Raw genomic sequence first — 17,774 nt, 5'->3', positions numbered from 1 at the left:
GTGCGTTTTTTATAAAAATATGGTGGTATAGATGGTGTTCAAAACGGCTTTTACCCGCCTTTTTTTCCGGGCAAAAGTAGAAAATTTGACGTCCATTAAAAAAAAATGTTTTTATTTATCCGTTGGTTGTAAAACGCAGATTTGAGGAAAATGGACCAGAAAGAAATCAAGGCACTGATATCCTTGCTTGATGATGAAGATCATGAAGTAAGTCAGCATGTTGAAGGGAAGATATTATCGTTGGGAGGGACAGTGATACCTTTTCTGGAGACCGAATGGGAGGAGAGTTTCAATCCAATCGTGCAGCGCAAAATCGAGGAACTGATCCACGAATTGCAGCTGAGCATTATGATAGAACGGTTACAAGCGTGGAAAAACGGCGGCGGGCTCGACCTGCTGGAAGGTATGTGGATCATCGCAACCTATCATTATCCGGACCTGTCGATCGAAAAGTTGAAAACCACCATCGAACAGCTTTATTATGACATCTGGATCCAGTTCCAGGAGGAAATGAATGCGGTAGACCAGGTGAAGCGGATCAATAGCATATTTTTTGGGGTGATGAATTTCGCGGCCAATACCAAGAACTTCCATTCGCCTACGAACTCGATGATCAACTCGGTGCTCGAAAGCCGGCGTGGTAACCCGATTACCTTGTGCGTGATCTATTTATTGATTGCGAGAAAGCTGGGAATGCCCGTGTATGGCGTCAATTTGCCTAATTTGTTTGTACTTACTTACAAAAGCGATAAGACGCAGTTCTATATTAATGTCTTCAACCGCGGGATTATTTTTTCCAAAACGGACATCGACCACTACATCGCGCAGCTGAATATTAAATCCAAAGACATCTTCTACCAGCCTTGCACCAATCTTGAAATCGTGCAGCGGGTATTGCGTAACCTGATTCTTTCCTACGAAAAAACGAGCGAGCAGGACAAGATCAGGGAAATCGAGAAAATACTGAAGTCGACGCTCGACGAGTTGCCGGAAGGCTGATCTTAAAGCGCAACGGCCAGGCAATGGCCGTCGAACCAGCGAACGTGAATGTTTGAAGGGACGACAAGGTCTTCGTCTGTAAGGTTTCCCCTGAGGATCACGTCGGCGTTTTCGAACGGGCTGATAAAAATAGCGTCCCGAAAACTGATCTTTTTCTTTCCGTACAATTTATACAGAGCCTCTTTCGCGCACCAGTACATGCAAAGGCGGTCCATTTCGTCCTGTGCGTGGTCGAATTCGGGTGGGGAAAGGTATTTTTTGGAGGTACGCTGCAATTTTGCGTCCGTTTTTTCCATATCTATCCCGACGGCGGCAGTCGGGTTGATGGCCACGGCCACAAACTCGGCGGTATGGGTAATGGAAATGTGCGAATCGTTGTCGATCAGGAATGCCTTGCCGTGCTCGTCCTTGTGAATGCCCACGTAGTTAATGCCAAATTGTTCGGCCAGGGTCTTGATCAGCATCCGGCTGGCGAGCCATTCGCGCTTTTTTTGCGGATGGGATATTTTATCGAGCTCCTCCTGGTTAAAACCGTTACCCAGAGCATCTTGAAGTTCCGCTTCGGTTTCCGTCAGTTTCCAGAGCAGTAATGTGCTGCTATCTTCGATCTTTTCGGAATGAACGAGGGGCATGGTAATACTGTTTGCTACAAAAATATATAGAATGAATATTCGCAAAGTAGATACTTTTTCCGGTCATAGGGACAGTGTTTATACAATTATTTCTGACGAAACAGGTCGCGGCTTTTATTCCGCGGGGGCCGATGGCTTTGTAATCCAGTGGGACCTGCAGAAGCCGGATCTCGGAAAGCTCGTCGCACGCGCGGGCACCTCCGTATATGCGCTTGCATTGCAGGAAGGCAATGATTTCCTTTGGATCGGGCAGAACTTTGAAGGCATTCAGCTTTTGAATACCCAAAAGAATATAATTGAAAAGACCTCAAAAATAACCACTTCGGCCATTTTTGACATTCGCTTCGCGGGCGACAAGGCGCTTGTAGCATTAGGCGACGGCGTGGTGGCGGTGATGGACGTCCCGTCTTTCGCCGTTCAGAAGCATATCAAAATTGCAGGCAAGAGCATCCGGAGCATTGCGGTGAATATCGGAACCAACGAATTCGCTACCGGCGACAGCGATTGCAACGTCCATATCTTCGATCTGGATGGCTTTAAATTAAAAAAGACGATCCAGGCACATTCAAACTCGGTGTTTTCCGTTAAGTATTCACCGGACGGTAAATACCTGTTCACCACCGGCCGGGACGCGCACCTGAAAATCTGGGACGTCAATGATGCATACGGCATCGTGTCCGACATCCCCGCGCATATGTACGCGATCAACGACATTATATTCAGTCCGGATCGCTCCCTCTTCGCTACTTGCAGCATGGACAAATCCATCAAATTGTGGGATGCGACCACTTTCAAGCTTAAAAAGATAATCGACCGGGCACGTCATGCCGGGCATGGAACGTCCGTGAATAAACTGCTCTGGACGGGTTATGAAAATCAGCTGATTTCGTGCAGCGACGACCGTATGATATCGGTTTGGGAGGTTTCGTAAGCCAATACTTATAATATGGTAATGTTGGTAAATACTTTGAAAAATGAATCATATATCTTTAACTTACACGACCGTTTTTAACTAGGCATCAAAGTATAGAATGCATCATGAAAATATCCGCTATAGAGATACGCAAGCACACTTTTGAAAAGATTTTCAGAGGTTATGACCCGGACGAAGTAGATGCTTTCCTGAACTCTCTGTCTCAGGAATGGGAGCGGTATTCAAGCGAAAACAACTTGCTGAAGATGCAGCTGGAATACGCGGAGAAGGAATTGGCGAAGTTGAAAGATATCGAATCAACCTTATTCAGAACCTTAAAAGCAGCCGAAGATACCAGCAAGTTAATCGAGAAGGAAGCCAACGAAAATGCGGAAAAAAGAATAGAAGAATCACGCGTCGCGGCGAATGATCTGGTAGCGGAAGCGGAACAGCGTACGAGTCAGATTATCAAACAAACCGAAGACCGGCTTTCAAAATTCAAGGAGGATTTTGCGCAGGAAGTGAAGGTTCAGGAGCGTGACTTCCGGGCCATCGAGAACTTCCGCGATAACCTCATTGTACAGCTCAGCTCGCTCGCTAACAGCGCGCTGGAAACAGTGGAGCGCTTCGAACAGAAATACGATAAGGAATCGGTCCTCAATAAAATGGAGGACATTAAAAAGCATATTTCGGAAATCGAGATTCCGAAGAAGATTGTATTCCAGCAGCCTGTAAAAATCGAAGTAGAAGAAACTGCCGATGAACCGGAGGTGCAGGTGGTGTTGCAGGATGATAAACCGGAAGTCGTATTCGAAGTAGCAGGCGAGGAAGAACCTGAAGCGGAAGCGGTTTTTGAAGTTGATCCCGAACTGCCCGAGGTAGTTGAGCAAGAAGAGGAAATACCGGTTGCGACGGCGCCATCCGCCGCAGTAGTTGAGGTAACTCCGGAGCCGGAACCTGTTGCAGCGCCCGAGCCTGTCCGCGAAGAACCGGTTGCCTTCAACAGACCAAGACAGACGCAGAAAACTGCTGCCGAGGAAGCCGAAGAAGTGCTTGCCGAAATGCATAAGGTGGCAGAGAAAGCAAGGGATTCTTCGCCGGGGATCAACCGGCCGAGAGAAAGCAGCCAGCCGAAGAAATCAGGCGGCGGTTCATTTTTTGACCAAATCTAAGTTTCAATATTGGGAACGATCAGTCTCGAAGGACTCGAATTTTTTGCATACCACGGCTATTACCCCGAAGAACAACGTATCGGCAACAAATACGCCCTGGACATTACCATTACCACCGACTTTTTTAGCGCCGCGCAGCACGACAAGCTAAGTGAGACCGTCAACTACGAAACCATTTACCAGCTCACGGCCAAGGTCATGAAAGAACCGGCCAAGCTTTTGGAACACATTGGTTTTAATGTAATTGAGAAAATACGTGAGCATTACCCGACGGTCGAGAAAGTCACTGTGAAAGTCTCTAAATTCAATCCGCCGATAGGAGGGGTCTGTACGCGGGCGGTAATTACGATGGAAGGATAACGTTGTCACGCTGAGCGAAGTCGAAGCGCATGCACGATGCCGGTTGTATCGTACGGACTGCCTTCGACTGCGCTCAGGCTGACTAATGTCAGCGTGACATTTTTATCAATATTCGTGGGGAAGCGCAATGTCCACCGCTTCGTGCCATGGCAAACCGTGAACGTTCAGCAGCTGCATGAAAGGATCGGGGTTCAATTCTTCTACATTGTAAACGCCAGGCTTCATCCATTCTTCATTCGTCAGCATCAGCATGGCACCGATCATCGCAGGAACACCCGTTGTGTAGCTCACAGCCTGTGCGCGTACTTCGCGGTAGCATTCAGCGTGGTCGCAGTTGTTCCAAACATAGTAAGTTCTTTCCACCCCATCTTTGATACCCTTAATCTGGCAGCCGATGGACGTCTGGCCTGAGTAGTTCTCGCCCAAAGTATCGGGAGCGGGAAGTACCGCTTTCAGGAATTCGAGGGGAACGATATCCATACCGTTGAATTTGATCGGTTTGATGCTTGTCATACCTACATTTTCGAGCACATTCAGGTGCGTAATGTAAGCCTGGCCGAACGTCATCCAGAAACGCGCACGTTTAAGGGTAGGGAAGTTCTTTACGAGCGATTCAAGTTCTTCGTGGTAAAGCACGTAGCTCTCTTTCGGTCCGATTCCAGGGTAATCGATTGGTTTATGAATTGACATTGCAGGGATTTCGACCCATGCACCGTTTTCCCAATAGCGGCCCGGCTGGGTAATCTCGCGGATGTTGATTTCAGGATTGAAGTTGGTCGCAAATGCCTTGCCGTGATCGCCTGCGTTACAGTCGATAATATCCAGGTAATGCATTTCGTCGAAATGGTGCTTGGCGGCATGCGCAGTGAAAACCTGTGTCGCGCCCGGGTCGAAACCGCAGCCCAAAACGGCCATCAGTCCCGCCTCTTTGAAGCGCTCCTGGTAAGCCCATTGCCAGCTGTATTCAAATTTTGCAACGTCTTTTGGTTCGTAATTGGCGGTATCGAGGTAATGCACGCCGGTTTCGAGGCAAGCATCCATGATCGTAAGATCCTGGTAGGGCAACGCCACGTTGATGAGCACTTTGGGTTGGAAACGCTTGATAAGCAGCACGGTTTCGGCCACGATGTCGGCATCCACCTGAGCGGTCTGGATCTCTACCCCGTGCATTTCCTTGATTTCGGCTGCTATTTTATCACATTTTGCCTTGGTGCGGCTGGCGAGCATTATTTCGGTGAAAACATTGCTGTTCAATGCGCATTTGTGTGCCACAACACTACCGACACCTCCTGCGCCAATGATAAGAACCTTGGACATTTTAATAGTTTTAAATTTCCGGCAAAGATAGGACGGCCGGTTAATTTTTCAATTTAAATTTCCGTTAACCACCTTCATCACCTTGCCTGCACCATAGTTGAGATAATACACTTCACCCTTGATATCCTGGCCGAAAGACGAAATATTGCCTTTGCCTTCCAGGATCAGCGTGTTGCTTTTCCGCGTGTTGCCGTCGAGTTCGAGCGCCCAGATTCGCCCACTCACGTAATCGCCGTAAATGTACTTGCCAGCCAGCGCGGGAATAGCGGAGCCGCGGTATACATATCCGCCTGTGATCGAGCGGTCGCCATTATCCTGGCTGTAATCGTGGACGGGTTCTATAAGTCCTTGTGCATTGCAATTGGACGAAGGATTATAGCAATCGACACCCTCCTTGATGCGCCATCCGTAGTTGTCGCCTTTCGTGATAATATCGATCTCCTCGCGCTCGTTCTGGCCGACGTCGCCCGCGAAAAGCCGGTCGCTACCCATGTCGAAGCTGATGCGCCACGGGTTACGAAGGCCGTAAGCATATATTTCGGGTAGATTGCCGGTGGTGCCGGTCGCGTAAGGATTGTCGCCGGGAATGCTGTAATTACCTTTCGAGGTCCCGTTGACATCCACACGCAGGATTTTGCCCAAATGACTTTTCAGGTTCTGCGCATTGTTCTGCGGGTCACCGCCGCTTCCGCCATCACCAGTGGCAATATAGAGGTAGCCGTCTTTTCCGAATTGCATTGAGCCGCCGTTGTGGTTGTCGTAGGGCTGATTGAAGGTGAATAACACCGCCTCACTCCCGGGATCGGCCTGGGTGGCGCTGGTGGCTTTGTAACGAGCGATTACCGTTTTCAGCGGCGTACCGGAAGTGTAATTGACGAAGAAGTAGCCGTTGGTTTTAAAATCCGGATGAAATGCGAGGCCAAGCAACCCGCGCTCGCCGCCTGATCTTACCTTGCTTTTAATGTCGAGAAATGTAGTGCTGGAAGATGTATTTTCACTGTTGGAAAATACTTTAACAACTCCGCCTTGTTCCACGACGAAGAATTTACTGCTGTCACCAGGTGCCTGAACCAGGTCGACCGGCAGGCTGAACGTCAATGCCGGAAATATGTCTTTGGAATCGATCGTGTTCTCCGGAAGTTCGGAATCTTCGGGTGTTTTCGGATCGTCGGATTTGCAGGCAAAAGTGGCAAGAGCGAATGCCAGCGGAACGATGGTCAGGCGAAGTATGGCTTTCATGAGGTCGTAGTAGTAAGTTTCTACAACAACGTCATGAAAGCCTGTTTAATTTTGGAATAGATTTTAAATCAGGTGTTTCCAGATAACGTCGTACACATCTACTGCTTCCAGCTCCTGCTTTTCGGCCGCCTGGTCGGTGACGATGACCGGGTAGTATTCTTTGGAAATATTAATCCCTCCGTGCGAACCTTTGACCAGCGTCGCATCCAGTGGAATTACATCCATTAAATATCGGAAGCCCAGTAATTTGCGGGCAAGCTTATAACCTGCGCGGAGCTTAATCAACGGATTTTTAGGATCCATAAACATCTCTACCGGATCATAGCCCGGTTTGCGATGAATGTCCACCAAATGCGCGTAATCCGGTGCTTTCGCGTCGTCGAGCCAGTAGTAGTAGGTAAACCAGCTGTCTGGCTTCGCAACGACCACAATATCCCCGGAGCGCTGATGATCGATGTGGTATTCTTTCTGAGCCTCTTTATCGAGAACGAGGTCAATGCCTGGTGTTTTCTTCAAAACCTGCATGACCCGCTCTTTTACAGCAGGATCGTTTAAGTAAATATGTGCGATCTGGTGGTCGGAAACGGCGAATGCTTTGGAAACACCGGCATCCAGCAGCTCATACCAGCGCTCGTTACGAACTGAAATCAGTCCTTCATTGCGCAGAATGCGGTTGATATGAATCGGGTTGTCGACCGGATTAATACCATATTCCGAAAGCAGGATAATCTTCGCATCGCGTGCTTCGTAAAACTGAATGAGATCCTTAACCACCTCGTCGATCTCATGCAATTCCTTGCTGATTTTAGAAAAATCCGGGCCGAATTTCTGCAAACAATAATCGAGGTGCGGCAGGTAAATGAGTGTCAGCGTCGGGTTATGTCTTTTTTCGACAGACATCGAAGCGTCGGCGATCCAGCGGGTGGATTTGATATTCGCATTGGGTCCCCAGAAATTGAACAGCGGGAACTGACCTAGTTCGGACTGCAATTCGTCGCGCAACTCGGGCGGGTAGGTATAGCAGTCGGGGGCTTTCACACCGTCGGCGTGGTATTGCGGCCGCGGAGTTACCGACCAGTCGGCGGTGGAGTACATGTTATACCACCAGAACATTTTCGAAACCGTAAAATTAGGGTCCTGCTTTCTCGCATTATCCCAGATCTTATCGCCCTGCACGAGCTTGTTCGACTGCTTCCAGAACTTCACTTCCGAATCTTCCCGGTCGTACCAGCCATTGCCGACGATGCCATTCTCTGCGGGCCATTTGCCCGTCACATAAGTGCTCTGGGAAGTGGTCGTAACCGCCGGGAGCACCGGTTTAATGGGCGTAAGGTGGCGTTTTTTGATATAAGCATCCAAAAACGGCGTATGTTCGCCGATCAGGTTGGCGCTCAGCCCTACAATATCAATTACAACAGTTTTATTCATAATTCAGGACTTTCTTCACCCATTCGAGCTCGCGCACGATGGATTCGCCGATGGGTTTCTGCATATCCTCAGGTAGTACGCCCCAGGTGTAGGTTTCCACTTCGAGGTATGTCGAGAAGGGGGCTTCTTTTTGCAATGCGAGTGTTTGAACAATATCTCCCTGCGTCGAATCCAGCACGCCGTAGGTATTCACAAACAGCGGAACGTGGAAATGCACGCGCCACTCCTCGTGGGTTTCATTCCAGTCGGTCAATGCCTCTTTCAAATCGGGGTAGTGGGTGAAGTGGCCGTCATCGTGGCGGGCTACTACCTGGTGCAGGTACACAGGCTCGTCGAAGGTTTCGATAGCTTTGCGTTTAATCTCCCGCTCAGCGGTGTAATTCACTTTCAAAGCCGAGCTCACCTGAATGCGGCCGACTTTAATACCAAATTCATTTAATGAATCGAGAATATCTTCCGGTTTTTCAAAACCTACCGCGGCGTGGCAAATGTCGTAGCATAATTGAATATGCTTCAAAATGAGCGCGTGAGCTTCGTCGGCATCGATTCCGTATTTTTCTACTAAATAAATAGTGCCCTTCGGAAGCAATAGGTTGGTATACCAGGTTACAAAATCTTCGGTGTTGTCGAGAATGCCATCCGGTTCGGGTTCAATGTCCAAATGCAGGAACTTCCCGTTTTCCTTTTCAATGCGGATCAGTTCGTCGAGCAGTTCGAGAATATGATCGGTAGCCTTCTCGGTGGCTTGCTGCTTGTCCGCTTCGGTTTTCCACCAAAGGCGGTAGGAGAGCGGCGGGGTGGAAACACCTCCATGCATTTCGGCAGGCAGCAATGCGGCCAGGATGTTGAAAAGGCGTTTCGTGTAGGCGAGGCGGTCGACGGTCGTCCAGTCGGGCGTATGTACGTCGTCCTTCACGCGGGTATTGTGGAAACCGCCGTAGGGAAAGCCATTGATTACAAACACATATACATTTTGCTCGTCCAACCAGTTTTTGAACTCGGCCAGGATCTCCGGCTTGCTCAGCTCGATCGAAGCTTCGTTGGCAACACGCAGCCCGAGGCCAAAAGGCTTACCGGGAGCAAGTTGCTCCCGTATGTAAGGAATGCTCTCGCGCAGCGACCGGAAATGATCTTCCCATTTTTCACCGGGATGTATGTTGCTGCAATAGGTAAGGTGTCCGTAAGGCGTGATCATGCAGGGATAATTTTTGAACTTTCGAGGTAATCCACCGACTGTGCGATAATGTCGGCATCCAGTTCATGCACTTCAACGCCTTTACCGATTCTTTCCAGCAACATAATGGTGAGCCTGCCGCCCAAATGCTCGCGGAATTCCTGCAAACCGTTGCGGAGATTGATTTTATCGTTTTCAGCCAGTTTGGAATGGTATAAGTCAAAACCGACTTTGGTAAGCACATCTATAATGCGGTGCAGGTCGCCCTCAGCGAGCATACCTATTTTATTAGCATACACACAATCCAATGCAATACCGATGGCCACCGCTTCGCCGTGGCGGACCTGGAAACCGGTCAGGTATTCGAGCTTATGCGCAGCCCAATGACCAAAGTCGAGTGGGCGGGAAGAACCGAATTCGAACGGGTCTCCGCCGGCAATGTGGTCGGTATGCATTTCGGCGCAACGGTGGATGAGGTAGGCCATGGCTTCTTCATCGCGGGCTGCGAGTGCTGCCGCGTGTTCTTCGATCCATTCAAAGAATGCTGCGTCCTTGATTAATGCCACTTTCACAGCTTCGGCGAGCCCGCCGCGCCAGTCGCGATCGTCGAGCGTGCGCAGGAAGGTAAGGTCGTTGAAAACGGCCACCGGCGGTGCAAATGTGCCGAGGAAGTTCTTTTTACCGTGGAAATTGATGCTGTTTTTAACTCCTACGCCGGAATCGTTTTGTGCGAGAACGGTCGTCGGAATGCGGATCAGCTTGATACCCCGGTGCGAAACTGCAGCGGCATAACCTACGAGGTCGAGCACTGCGCCGCCACCGATGCCTATCACGAAAGAATGGCGGTCAATCCCAAACACATCGACGGCTTCCACAAGCTTATCGAATTGTGACGGATCATTTTTGCAAGCTTCCCCTCCTGGTACCACGATAATTTCGGGCGCCAGCTGGATATGCGTCACATTTTGTGCAAAATAGGAGCGGATCTGGTTTTTCAGCTCCGGCTGTGTCTGTTCAAACCCCTCGTCCACGATCACCAGGGCCTTGCGCTGAAAGCCCTGCTCGGTATAGTCTTGAAAAAAATCTTTCAGTAACGGGTTCTGGGCGTCAAAAAGGTGTTGGGTGAAGAATACAGCATAGTTGTACTCCACCTGGAAACGTTGTTTTATGGTTTGCATTGAATTCTGCATTACACTAGCAAAGTGGGTATTTGTAAATAAAACGTTTGAAAACACGATCCGTTCAAACGCGGCTCAAAATCATTGATATAAAGACTAAAATTAATAGCTTTTCCCCGTCCTGTCATCGTCCAATTTATTTATGAGGCCGGAGCCGCGCTCCTCGATTCCTTTCTCCATGCTCCTTTCCTCCTTTTCTTCCGCTATTAAGTAACCGCAAATGCCTTCGCCAAATACATGGAAAGCGGCAGTAATGCGAGCACTGCAATGGCAATCGGTAGCAAGCCAAACGCCGCGCACCAGGACGCATTCATGACAATCAGCGAGATAACCCCCGCTTTTACAGCCTTACCAATCAGCGGGCCGATCGGGTTTTGCATGGCATTCCAGAGCGGCCGGAAAATGAACCACGCATGCAGCAACACAAATGGAATCGTGAATAAAATATTACCCTTTCCTTGCGCGATGGTCAACTGCGCCGCAAGTACGGCCAGGTAAAGGAACGCTGCGATATATAATGTACGCTTCTTGCCGCCATGCACCTCGTCCTGGCTGATCAGCGTGATCGCACCAATGTACATAATCGGGAAAATAGCAATGAATGCCCATTGCCGGAACGATTCGGGCAGCACGCTCATGCCGAGGATCAGGTTGCCGCCCCGGCACATGCCCATTACGAGCGGACCGAAGAACACGTGATGTTTGGCAAAACGGTTGTACAAAATGGTGAGCATGGCAACTACGACGGCGATCATGCCGCTTTGCAGGCTGAATGCACCTGCCGCGATAATGCCTAGCAGCAATAGCGAAATCCCCATGGTCGCAGCCTGTGCCAGCGGAACTTTGCCGCTCGGTATAGGCCGCTCGGGGCGCTCGACAGCGTCCAGTTTGGCGTCGAAAACGTCGTTCATCACCACGCCGCCGCCGTAGAGGCCAAGCGTTGAAAGTACGAGCCATGCGGGTGAAAAATCCGAGAAAGTAAACTGTGCAATGGCCATACCGGCCAGGATGTCCGCGATGGCAGTCACCAGATTGGCCGGACGCGTCAGTTGCAAATAAGGTTTGAGGCTGCTCACTTTAATTGATCACTAAAGAGTCCTTCACCGGAGCAGGCTGCTGGCCACCTCTCAGAATACTGTTACCATGGAACTTTGCAGATTGATCCACCGCATAGCCCGATTCGAAATCGGTCACGTCGATCTGCCCGCTCTTGCCGAACGCATCGATTGCATTTTGGTAGGTTACGAGGCGGATCGTTTCGTCGGAAATGCCGCGCATCTTCATCAATGCGGCCGTTTTCGGGATTGCCAGCGGATCAGAAATACCCCAGTCGGCGGCGGAATTGATCATAATACGTTCGGGCCCATATTGTTCCACCACTTTTACCATCCGCTCATTGCCCATTTTGGTAAAAGGATAAATGGTAAATGCAGCGTAAAAACCCTGGTCAAGTACGCTTTTCACGGTTTCTTCATTGTTATGGTCCACAATCACCCACGAAGGGTCGAGGCCGTGTTCCAATGCAATGGCCATGCTGCGCTCTGTGCCTTTTTTCTTGTCGCGGTGCGGCGTGTGGATTTGTACGGGCAGGTTTGCTTTTTTTGCCAGTTCAAGTTGGAGGCGGTAATATTTTTCTTCTGCGGGCGTCTGGTCGTCGAAACCGATCTCGCCTACGCCAACGACGCCTTCTTTGTATATGTACAAAGGCAGGATCTCCATGACCTGCTCTGCCAGCGGCTCGTTGTTGGCCTCACGGGAATTGAGGCCCATGGTACAATAGTGTTTTATCCCAAACTGTGAGGAACGGAACCTTTCCCATCCCACCAGACTGCTGTAATAATCCTTAAAGGTCGATAATCCAGTCCGTGGCTGGCCGACCCAGAATGCGGGTTCGATGAGCGCCACGATGCCGGCCTGGTTCATGGCCTGGTAGTCGTCGGTTGTACGGGAAACCATGTGGATATGCGGGTCGAAAAAGCGCATTCCCTTGATGAGGTCCTTGTAATCGTTCCAGGCAATGTCGCGGTGCGCGGGGGCGTGGCTGGCTTCTTCGCTGTCTTCGAAATGCGAAGGATTCGGGGTGGTATCGTTATGGTTCAGGCACATAATGTCAATGTTCGAGGTCGGCCCAGGTGAGTGCGCCGGATTTTACTGATTTTTCGAGATCGGTGTACTTGGCCAGCAGGTAGTTGGCGGCCGGAAGCGACGCTTCTCCACAGGCCAATGCTGCCGCCTGGCGGTCTTCTTCTTTTTCCGAATCAAACAAATGCTGCATATCGGCAAGAAGCGTCGGGGTTAGATATTTACCGGTGAGTCTCCACACCTGAGCAGGTACGCTACGCCCGGCTGCCCAGCGCTCGTGCGCGAAATCCGACAGCGTCACTGCCAGCTTCTCATTCGAGCGGTTTGCCAGCCCCTCTATCAAATGAACAGGCTTGTCGTTGAATATCGTTTTGAGTACGAGCTGGTTCCAGGCCAGTTCGCTGAAATACTTCTCCGGATAAGGGTTATGCAATGCAATCGCATCAAATACAAAACCCATATTGGACCGAACGGCATCGGTAGCGCGAAAAAGCCATTGATCAGGGTATGAGAGCAGCGGCAGCGCGGAATAAAGCGCCACAAGCTCATTCATTTCAGCCGTATCGAACAGCGTTTCAATGTTTTTGATGTATTCCTCTTTTACAGAAGGGTCCAGTTGTGTAAGCAGCCACACGCGGCTAAGCCTTACCAATGACCATCCCTCGACCGAAAAGCCCGGAATTTCGAGGTTAAGAGCGGCTTTTTCGGCATCTGAGGTGTTGATAATTTTTTTAGACAGGAACCTGGGGGCTGCCACGAAGGCCGTCATCAGTTCAATGGGTGCGGAAGGTTCCGGCGTGGATACGCCCGGCGTGGCGACGCTCGGCGTGGTAACGCCTTTTTGCTGCAACCATTCCGCCTCGCTTGCTGAGGTACGGGAAGCGATGATCTCCCAAATTTTTTGTTTAATAATATCGGACATAACTGTTGTCTGTGATCATATTTACCGGTTCAGGCCGTGTAAATGTATGACGGATGCTGGGTTATTGGTATAATGCCTGTTTGCCTTCATAAAGTTTCCCGTCGGCTATTTATAACGTAGTAGAGGCACTTTTGGCTCAATTTACGGCATGATTGATATCAGTTTTAATGAAAAACTAATATCATTTGTAACTGATGGTTAAAAATCAAATTCAAGAATATCCGGGTCGTTGAGGAGGTGGTGGGTAAGTTTTTCGTGCTTTCTTTCCGAGCCTTGCAACGTCCAGCTCCCGGTAATGTGGGTGCCGATCCGGCTCTGTTCGCCGCGAAGGATTTTCAGGTCATATTCTTTGAAAAGGTTCTCGTAGGTTTTCAAAGTCTTCCTCTGGTACACACACATCAGGCGGTAATTCCGGATCTGGCTTTTCCGGCGGATAAACTTCTGTACGGGTGACAAAATCACCAACGTCATGCCCGAAATCACGAAACAAATGATCGACACTTCATAAAACCCGGCCCCGATACCCATCCCCACCGCCGCAGTAACCCACACGATGGCCGCCGTCGTAATCCCGACGACCCGGTTGTTTTCCCGGAAAATGATCCCCGCACCGATAAAACCTATCCCCGTCACGATGTTGGCGGCGATCCGCCCGGCATCCGAACTGATCTTAATGGAAAGGATCGTAAACAGCGTCGACCCCATTGCAATCAGAATGAGCGTCCGTAATCCAGCCGATTTACTGCGGTACTCGCGCTCCGCGCCGATGATACCGCCGAGGACGAAGGAAATGAGGAGTTTATAAATGTCTTCGGGAAGCAGTTCCATTCAATGTGATTTGTATTCATAATAAAGCCGGGCAGATCGTCGACCTCCCCGGCTTCGCATTTATTTTTATATTAAGCTGCGGCTGCCGTCCGCGTTTCGATCCACTCGATGATGCGTTCGGCTTCTCTGAATCCGATTTTTACTACGTCGTCGTGGCCTACGCCATCGTAAGCCATAACAAGGTGTAGCTGTTCGTAAACGGTTGTGAAAGAGTCGAGTATTTTTCGATCCTCTTTTGAAAGGTTTATTCTATACCAGTCAACATCCTTCCGGCCTTTCGCTTTCTTGCCGAAATAATGGTCCAACGCAAAAAGAACTCCGGAATAGGCAGTATGCCCGGCCATTTTTACGTACTTGGAATCTTGATAAAAGCCATCTTCCTTGGCGCCCTTTTCACGGAGAATTTCATTTGCGTTGTTCAGGTAGCGCTTCGCCTCGGTCACGGCTTCCTGTGCAGAGAGTTCTTGTTTTCTAGCCATAATTTCAGTGTATGTAATTGGATGAATAATAATGCTATTCAACAAATTTACAAAGAATCACTCACCATTCATCCACTCCTCAATCTCCTCCGGTTCCAGCGGAATATGCGCCATCAGATCCACATTCCCGTTATCGGTAATCAGAATATCGTTCTCCAATCGAATCCCTAATCCTTCTTCCCGAATGTAAATCCCTGGCTCGCAGGTGAAAACCATACCCGCTTCGAAGCGGCGGTATTTGTTGCCTACATCGTGGATGTCGAGGCCGAGAAAGTGGGAGGTGCCATGCGGGAAGTATTTTTTGTAGGCGGGCAGGTCGGGATCCTGTTTTTCAATGTCTTCTTTGGTGATAAGCCCGAGGCCGATGAGTTCGCTCTCCATAATGCGGCCGATTTCCTGGTGGTATTCGTCCCAGATATTGCCTGGCACGAGCAACCCCTTGGCGGCTTTGAAAACACGCAGAACGGCATCGTACACATCGCGCTGGCGTTTGGTGAAGCGGCCGTTTACAGGAATGCTGCGGGTGAGGTCGGCGCCGTAGTTGGCGTATTCGGCGGCGACGTCCAGAAGGAGAATGTCGCCGTCTTTGCAAACCTGATCGTTTTGAATGTAATGCAGCACGCACGCATTTGCGCCGGAAGCAATAATGGGCTGGTAGGAAAAGCCTTTCGAGCGATTGCGGACAAATTCGTGCAGTAGCTCCGCTTCGATCTCAAACTCATGAACGCCGGGTTTCACGAATTTCAATACTCTTTCAAAACCCTGCTTTGTAATATCGCAGGCCTTTTGCAGTAATGAGACTTCCTCCGGCTGCTTCACCGCGCGCAGCTGGTGCATCAGTGGCGCGAGGCGCACGAGGTTGTGCAATGGGTAACGGTTTTTGAAATCCACAATAAACCTCGCGTCGCGCGATTGCACGTAGGAGTCGCTGCGGGTGTGCTCGTTGGTGTTGAGGTACACGTTTTCAGCTTCGAAAACGATATTGCCAAACACGGTTTCATACTGGTGCATCCAGTAAATGTTTTGAATGCCGGTGGCGGCGCGGGCTTGTTCCTTGGTGAGTTTTTCGCCTTCCCATACGGCGATAACTTCGTTCGTTTCGCGGAGGAAAAGGACTTCGCGGAACTTTGGGTCGGGGTGATCGGGGAAAATAAGCAGGATCGTTTCCTCCTGATCGACGCCCGTTAGGTAAAACAAGTCGCTGTTTTGTTTGAAACCCATAGTGCCGTCCGCATTGGTGGGCATAATATCGTTGGCGTTAAGAATTGCCAGTGATTTAGGTTTGAGCAAAGTCGTTAAACGGCGTCTGTTTTCGATAAATAGTTTTTGGTCGATGGGGGAATATCGCATGTCTGTATTTTTTCGGATCAGGTAATTTAATTTGTAAAATTACGTTTATCTTGTTCAAAAATTCTAAACTTCTGCCCATGTGCGGAACGGTCTCAGGCCTCGCAAATGCAGTTTTGAAAGTGTTGTTTTGCCAAATTGATTAAGAATACCTAACTAATGCCGTTGATGAGAAGATTGTTTTTGCTTGCGTTTGTATTTGTGCCGTTGGTATTGTCAGCAAGACCGAAATATTGGATTTATCTGAAAAACAAAGATCTGGCAGGAACCCCTGCGGTTTCGTCGCTGACGCTGGAAAACAGGCAAAAGCTGGGGCTGGCACTTTCGGATGAAACCGATTTACCGGTTAAAAAAGAGTATGAAGCGGCATTGAAGGGGCAATCGGTCAATATCATCAACCGCTCCAAATGGCTGAATGCGGTATCTGCAAATATGACCAGCGAGCAGGCGATGAAAGTAAAGGAGCTGGATTTTGTGGCGGATGTGGTGATGATCGATCCGGGTTTTTACATTGCCAGGACGCAGCCGACGGAAAAAGCGCAAATGGCGCCAGTGATGTCGCAGGTGCAGGCTAATGCATTTTTAAAAGAGAACATTACAGCAAAGGATGTTACCATCGGTGTTATCGATGCCGGTTTCTACGGTGCGGATTCTTCCCTTTCCCTTTCACAGGTTTTTTCCAATAAAAGGATATTGGGGGTTAGAGACTACGTGAAGCCGGGCCGCCCCGGCGATCTGCTCTTCAGTACCGCAGAGTCGTTTTCCGACATGCATGGTACCGAAGTCCTCGCCGCAATTGCAGGTATCGATTACCAGGACCAGGTGCAATATGGTATGGCCACCAATGCCAAATTCTACCTCGCCCGCACCGACTACTCCATGCGCGAATACCGTGGGGAAGAAGATAATTGGATCGCAGCGATGGAATGGATGGACAGCCTGGGGGTTCGCCTGATCAATACTTCTTTGGGTTATGCCAAAGGTTTTTCGGACCCGAGAGAGAACTATCAGCCGGCACAAATGGACGGTAAAACGAGCGCTATCAGCAAAGCAGCGCAGATTGCTTCTGATAAAAAAGGCATTATGATCATCGTTTCCGCCGGAAATGAGGGAGACGATAAAAGCTGGGGCATCGTTTCCGCTCCCGCCGACGCTAAAGGCGTGCTTTCGGTAGGGGCTACCAATGGCAAACTCTGGAACCGCATTGGTTACAGCAGCATAGGGCCGGAGTTTTTGTCGTATGTAAAACCGAATGTTTCCTGCTTCTCGTTATACGGAACCTCGCTTTCAGCTCCGGTGATAACAGGTTTTGCGGCTTGCCTTTTGCAAGCCAACCCGCAGCTTTCGAATAAAGAACTGATATCGCTCATCGAGAAGTCGTCACATCTGTATCCTTACGGCAACAACTATGTCGGCTACGGTGTGCCCCAGGCTTCCCGTGCACTCGCGCTCGCGAAGGCGCCGTATTTGCCCAACAACTCCAAACTGGTTACCGCCAAAGGCCGCACCTGCGAGGTGGATGTGATCAGCCAGGATTCGATGGTAGCCGTTTACCGCAAGAGGAATGAAAAGGACGTGATCGCACAGCAGGTAGCGAAGGTGCAAAACGGCAAAGTATCGCTCAAACGCCAGAGCAACGAGAAATTCACGACCATCGATCTTCGCGATTATGTAGTGGAAGTACAATGGGATTAGTATCCCGGA

General features: G+C 49.8%; 17 protein-coding genes. 5 read left to right on the top strand and 12 right to left on the bottom strand.

The features are described from left to right. Window positions 1–150: 150 nt before the first annotated feature. Window positions 151–999 carry a transglutaminase-like domain-containing protein gene (locus IEY24_RS22775; RefSeq protein WP_188936349.1) on the top strand — a complete coding sequence of 283 codons (849 nt, stop codon included), beginning with the start codon at window positions 151–153 and terminating at the stop codon, window positions 997–999. Window positions 1,000–1,001: 2 nt separating this feature from the next. On the opposite strand, the gene IEY24_RS22770 is transcribed toward IEY24_RS22775, so the two are convergent. Next, window positions 1,002–1,631, bottom strand: a complete 630-nt coding sequence (locus IEY24_RS22770) for a 4'-phosphopantetheinyl transferase family protein (protein ID WP_188936347.1) — start codon at window positions 1,629–1,631, stop codon at window positions 1,002–1,004. Window positions 1,632–1,662: 31 nt separating this feature from the next. On the opposite strand from IEY24_RS22770, the gene IEY24_RS22765 reads away from it, so the two are divergent. From IEY24_RS22765 to folB, 3 genes are all read left to right on the top strand, one after another. After that, complete coding sequence (locus IEY24_RS22765; RefSeq protein ID WP_188936345.1) at window positions 1,663–2,562, top strand: WD40 repeat domain-containing protein; 900 nt, start codon at window positions 1,663–1,665, stop codon at window positions 2,560–2,562. A gap of 107 nt (window positions 2,563–2,669) precedes the next feature. Then, window positions 2,670–3,716, top strand: a complete 1,047-nt coding sequence (locus tag IEY24_RS22760) for a DivIVA domain-containing protein (protein WP_188936343.1) — start codon at window positions 2,670–2,672, stop codon at window positions 3,714–3,716. A gap of 9 nt (window positions 3,717–3,725) precedes the next feature. Beyond that, window positions 3,726–4,076: a dihydroneopterin aldolase gene (folB, locus tag IEY24_RS22755; protein ID WP_188936342.1), complete on the top strand. Its 351-nt coding sequence runs from the start codon at window positions 3,726–3,728 to the stop codon at window positions 4,074–4,076. A gap of 105 nt (window positions 4,077–4,181) precedes the next feature. Here the strand turns inward: folB and IEY24_RS22750 are convergent, their stop codons facing one another. The 11 genes from IEY24_RS22750 to IEY24_RS22700 all read right to left on the bottom strand — a co-directional run bounded on the left by IEY24_RS22750 (window position 4,182) and on the right by IEY24_RS22700 (window position 16,073). Further along, the gene (locus tag IEY24_RS22750) at window positions 4,182–5,438 is read right to left on the bottom strand and encodes a saccharopine dehydrogenase family protein (RefSeq protein WP_262892430.1); all 1,257 of its coding nucleotides are present in this window, start codon (window positions 5,436–5,438) and stop codon (window positions 4,182–4,184) included. 3 nt (window positions 5,439–5,441) lie between these two features. Then, on the bottom strand, window positions 5,442–6,632 hold the full coding sequence (locus IEY24_RS22745) for a PQQ-dependent sugar dehydrogenase (protein WP_188936338.1): 1,191 nt from the start codon (window positions 6,630–6,632) through the stop codon (window positions 5,442–5,444). A 63-nt stretch (window positions 6,633–6,695) separates the two neighbouring features. Continuing rightward, entirely contained in the window at window positions 6,696–8,060 is a 1,365-nt protein-coding gene (locus IEY24_RS22740; RefSeq protein ID WP_188936336.1) for an alkaline phosphatase family protein, read from the bottom strand. After that, window positions 8,053–9,255, bottom strand: coding sequence for a metabolite traffic protein EboE (gene eboE / locus IEY24_RS22735; protein ID WP_188936334.1), 1,203 nt, complete (start codon window positions 9,253–9,255; stop codon window positions 8,053–8,055). The genes IEY24_RS22740 and eboE overlap by 8 nt, the downstream gene beginning before the upstream one ends. Further along, complete coding sequence (locus IEY24_RS22730) at window positions 9,252–10,412, bottom strand: 3-dehydroquinate synthase (RefSeq protein ID WP_188936332.1); 1,161 nt, start codon at window positions 10,410–10,412, stop codon at window positions 9,252–9,254. The genes eboE and IEY24_RS22730 overlap by 4 nt, the downstream gene beginning before the upstream one ends. A gap of 206 nt (window positions 10,413–10,618) precedes the next feature. After that, complete coding sequence (eboC, locus tag IEY24_RS22725) at window positions 10,619–11,488, bottom strand: UbiA-like protein EboC (protein WP_188936330.1); 870 nt, start codon at window positions 11,486–11,488, stop codon at window positions 10,619–10,621. Window position 11,489: 1 nt separating this feature from the next. Continuing rightward, complete coding sequence (locus IEY24_RS22720) at window positions 11,490–12,518, bottom strand: TatD family hydrolase (protein WP_188936328.1); 1,029 nt, start codon at window positions 12,516–12,518, stop codon at window positions 11,490–11,492. Window positions 12,519–12,522: 4 nt separating this feature from the next. Further along, complete coding sequence (locus IEY24_RS22715) at window positions 12,523–13,416, bottom strand: EboA domain-containing protein (RefSeq protein WP_188936326.1); 894 nt, start codon at window positions 13,414–13,416, stop codon at window positions 12,523–12,525. Window positions 13,417–13,614: 198 nt separating this feature from the next. Next, a complete protein-coding gene (locus tag IEY24_RS22710) occupies window positions 13,615–14,244 on the bottom strand; it encodes an MgtC/SapB family protein (RefSeq protein WP_188936324.1) in 630 nt (209 codons plus the stop codon). Between the two features lie 71 nt (window positions 14,245–14,315). Then, the gene (locus IEY24_RS22705) at window positions 14,316–14,723 is read right to left on the bottom strand and encodes a DUF5618 family protein (protein ID WP_188936322.1); all 408 of its coding nucleotides are present in this window, start codon (window positions 14,721–14,723) and stop codon (window positions 14,316–14,318) included. A 57-nt stretch (window positions 14,724–14,780) separates the two neighbouring features. Further along, window positions 14,781–16,073 carry an aminopeptidase P family protein gene (locus IEY24_RS22700; RefSeq protein ID WP_188936320.1) on the bottom strand — a complete coding sequence of 431 codons (1,293 nt, stop codon included), beginning with the start codon at window positions 16,071–16,073 and terminating at the stop codon, window positions 14,781–14,783. Window positions 16,074–16,238: 165 nt separating this feature from the next. On the opposite strand from IEY24_RS22700, the gene IEY24_RS22695 reads away from it, so the two are divergent. Continuing rightward, entirely contained in the window at window positions 16,239–17,765 is a 1,527-nt protein-coding gene (locus IEY24_RS22695; RefSeq protein ID WP_308420624.1) for a S8 family serine peptidase, read from the top strand. Window positions 17,766–17,774: the final 9 nt, after the last annotated feature.

The sequence above is a fragment of the Dyadobacter endophyticus genome (genome assembly GCF_014641595.1).
In the GTDB taxonomy this organism is placed as follows: Bacteria; Bacteroidota; Bacteroidia; order Cytophagales; family Spirosomataceae; genus Dyadobacter; species Dyadobacter endophyticus.
This window is presented reverse-complemented; position numbering and strand designations above follow the sequence as displayed.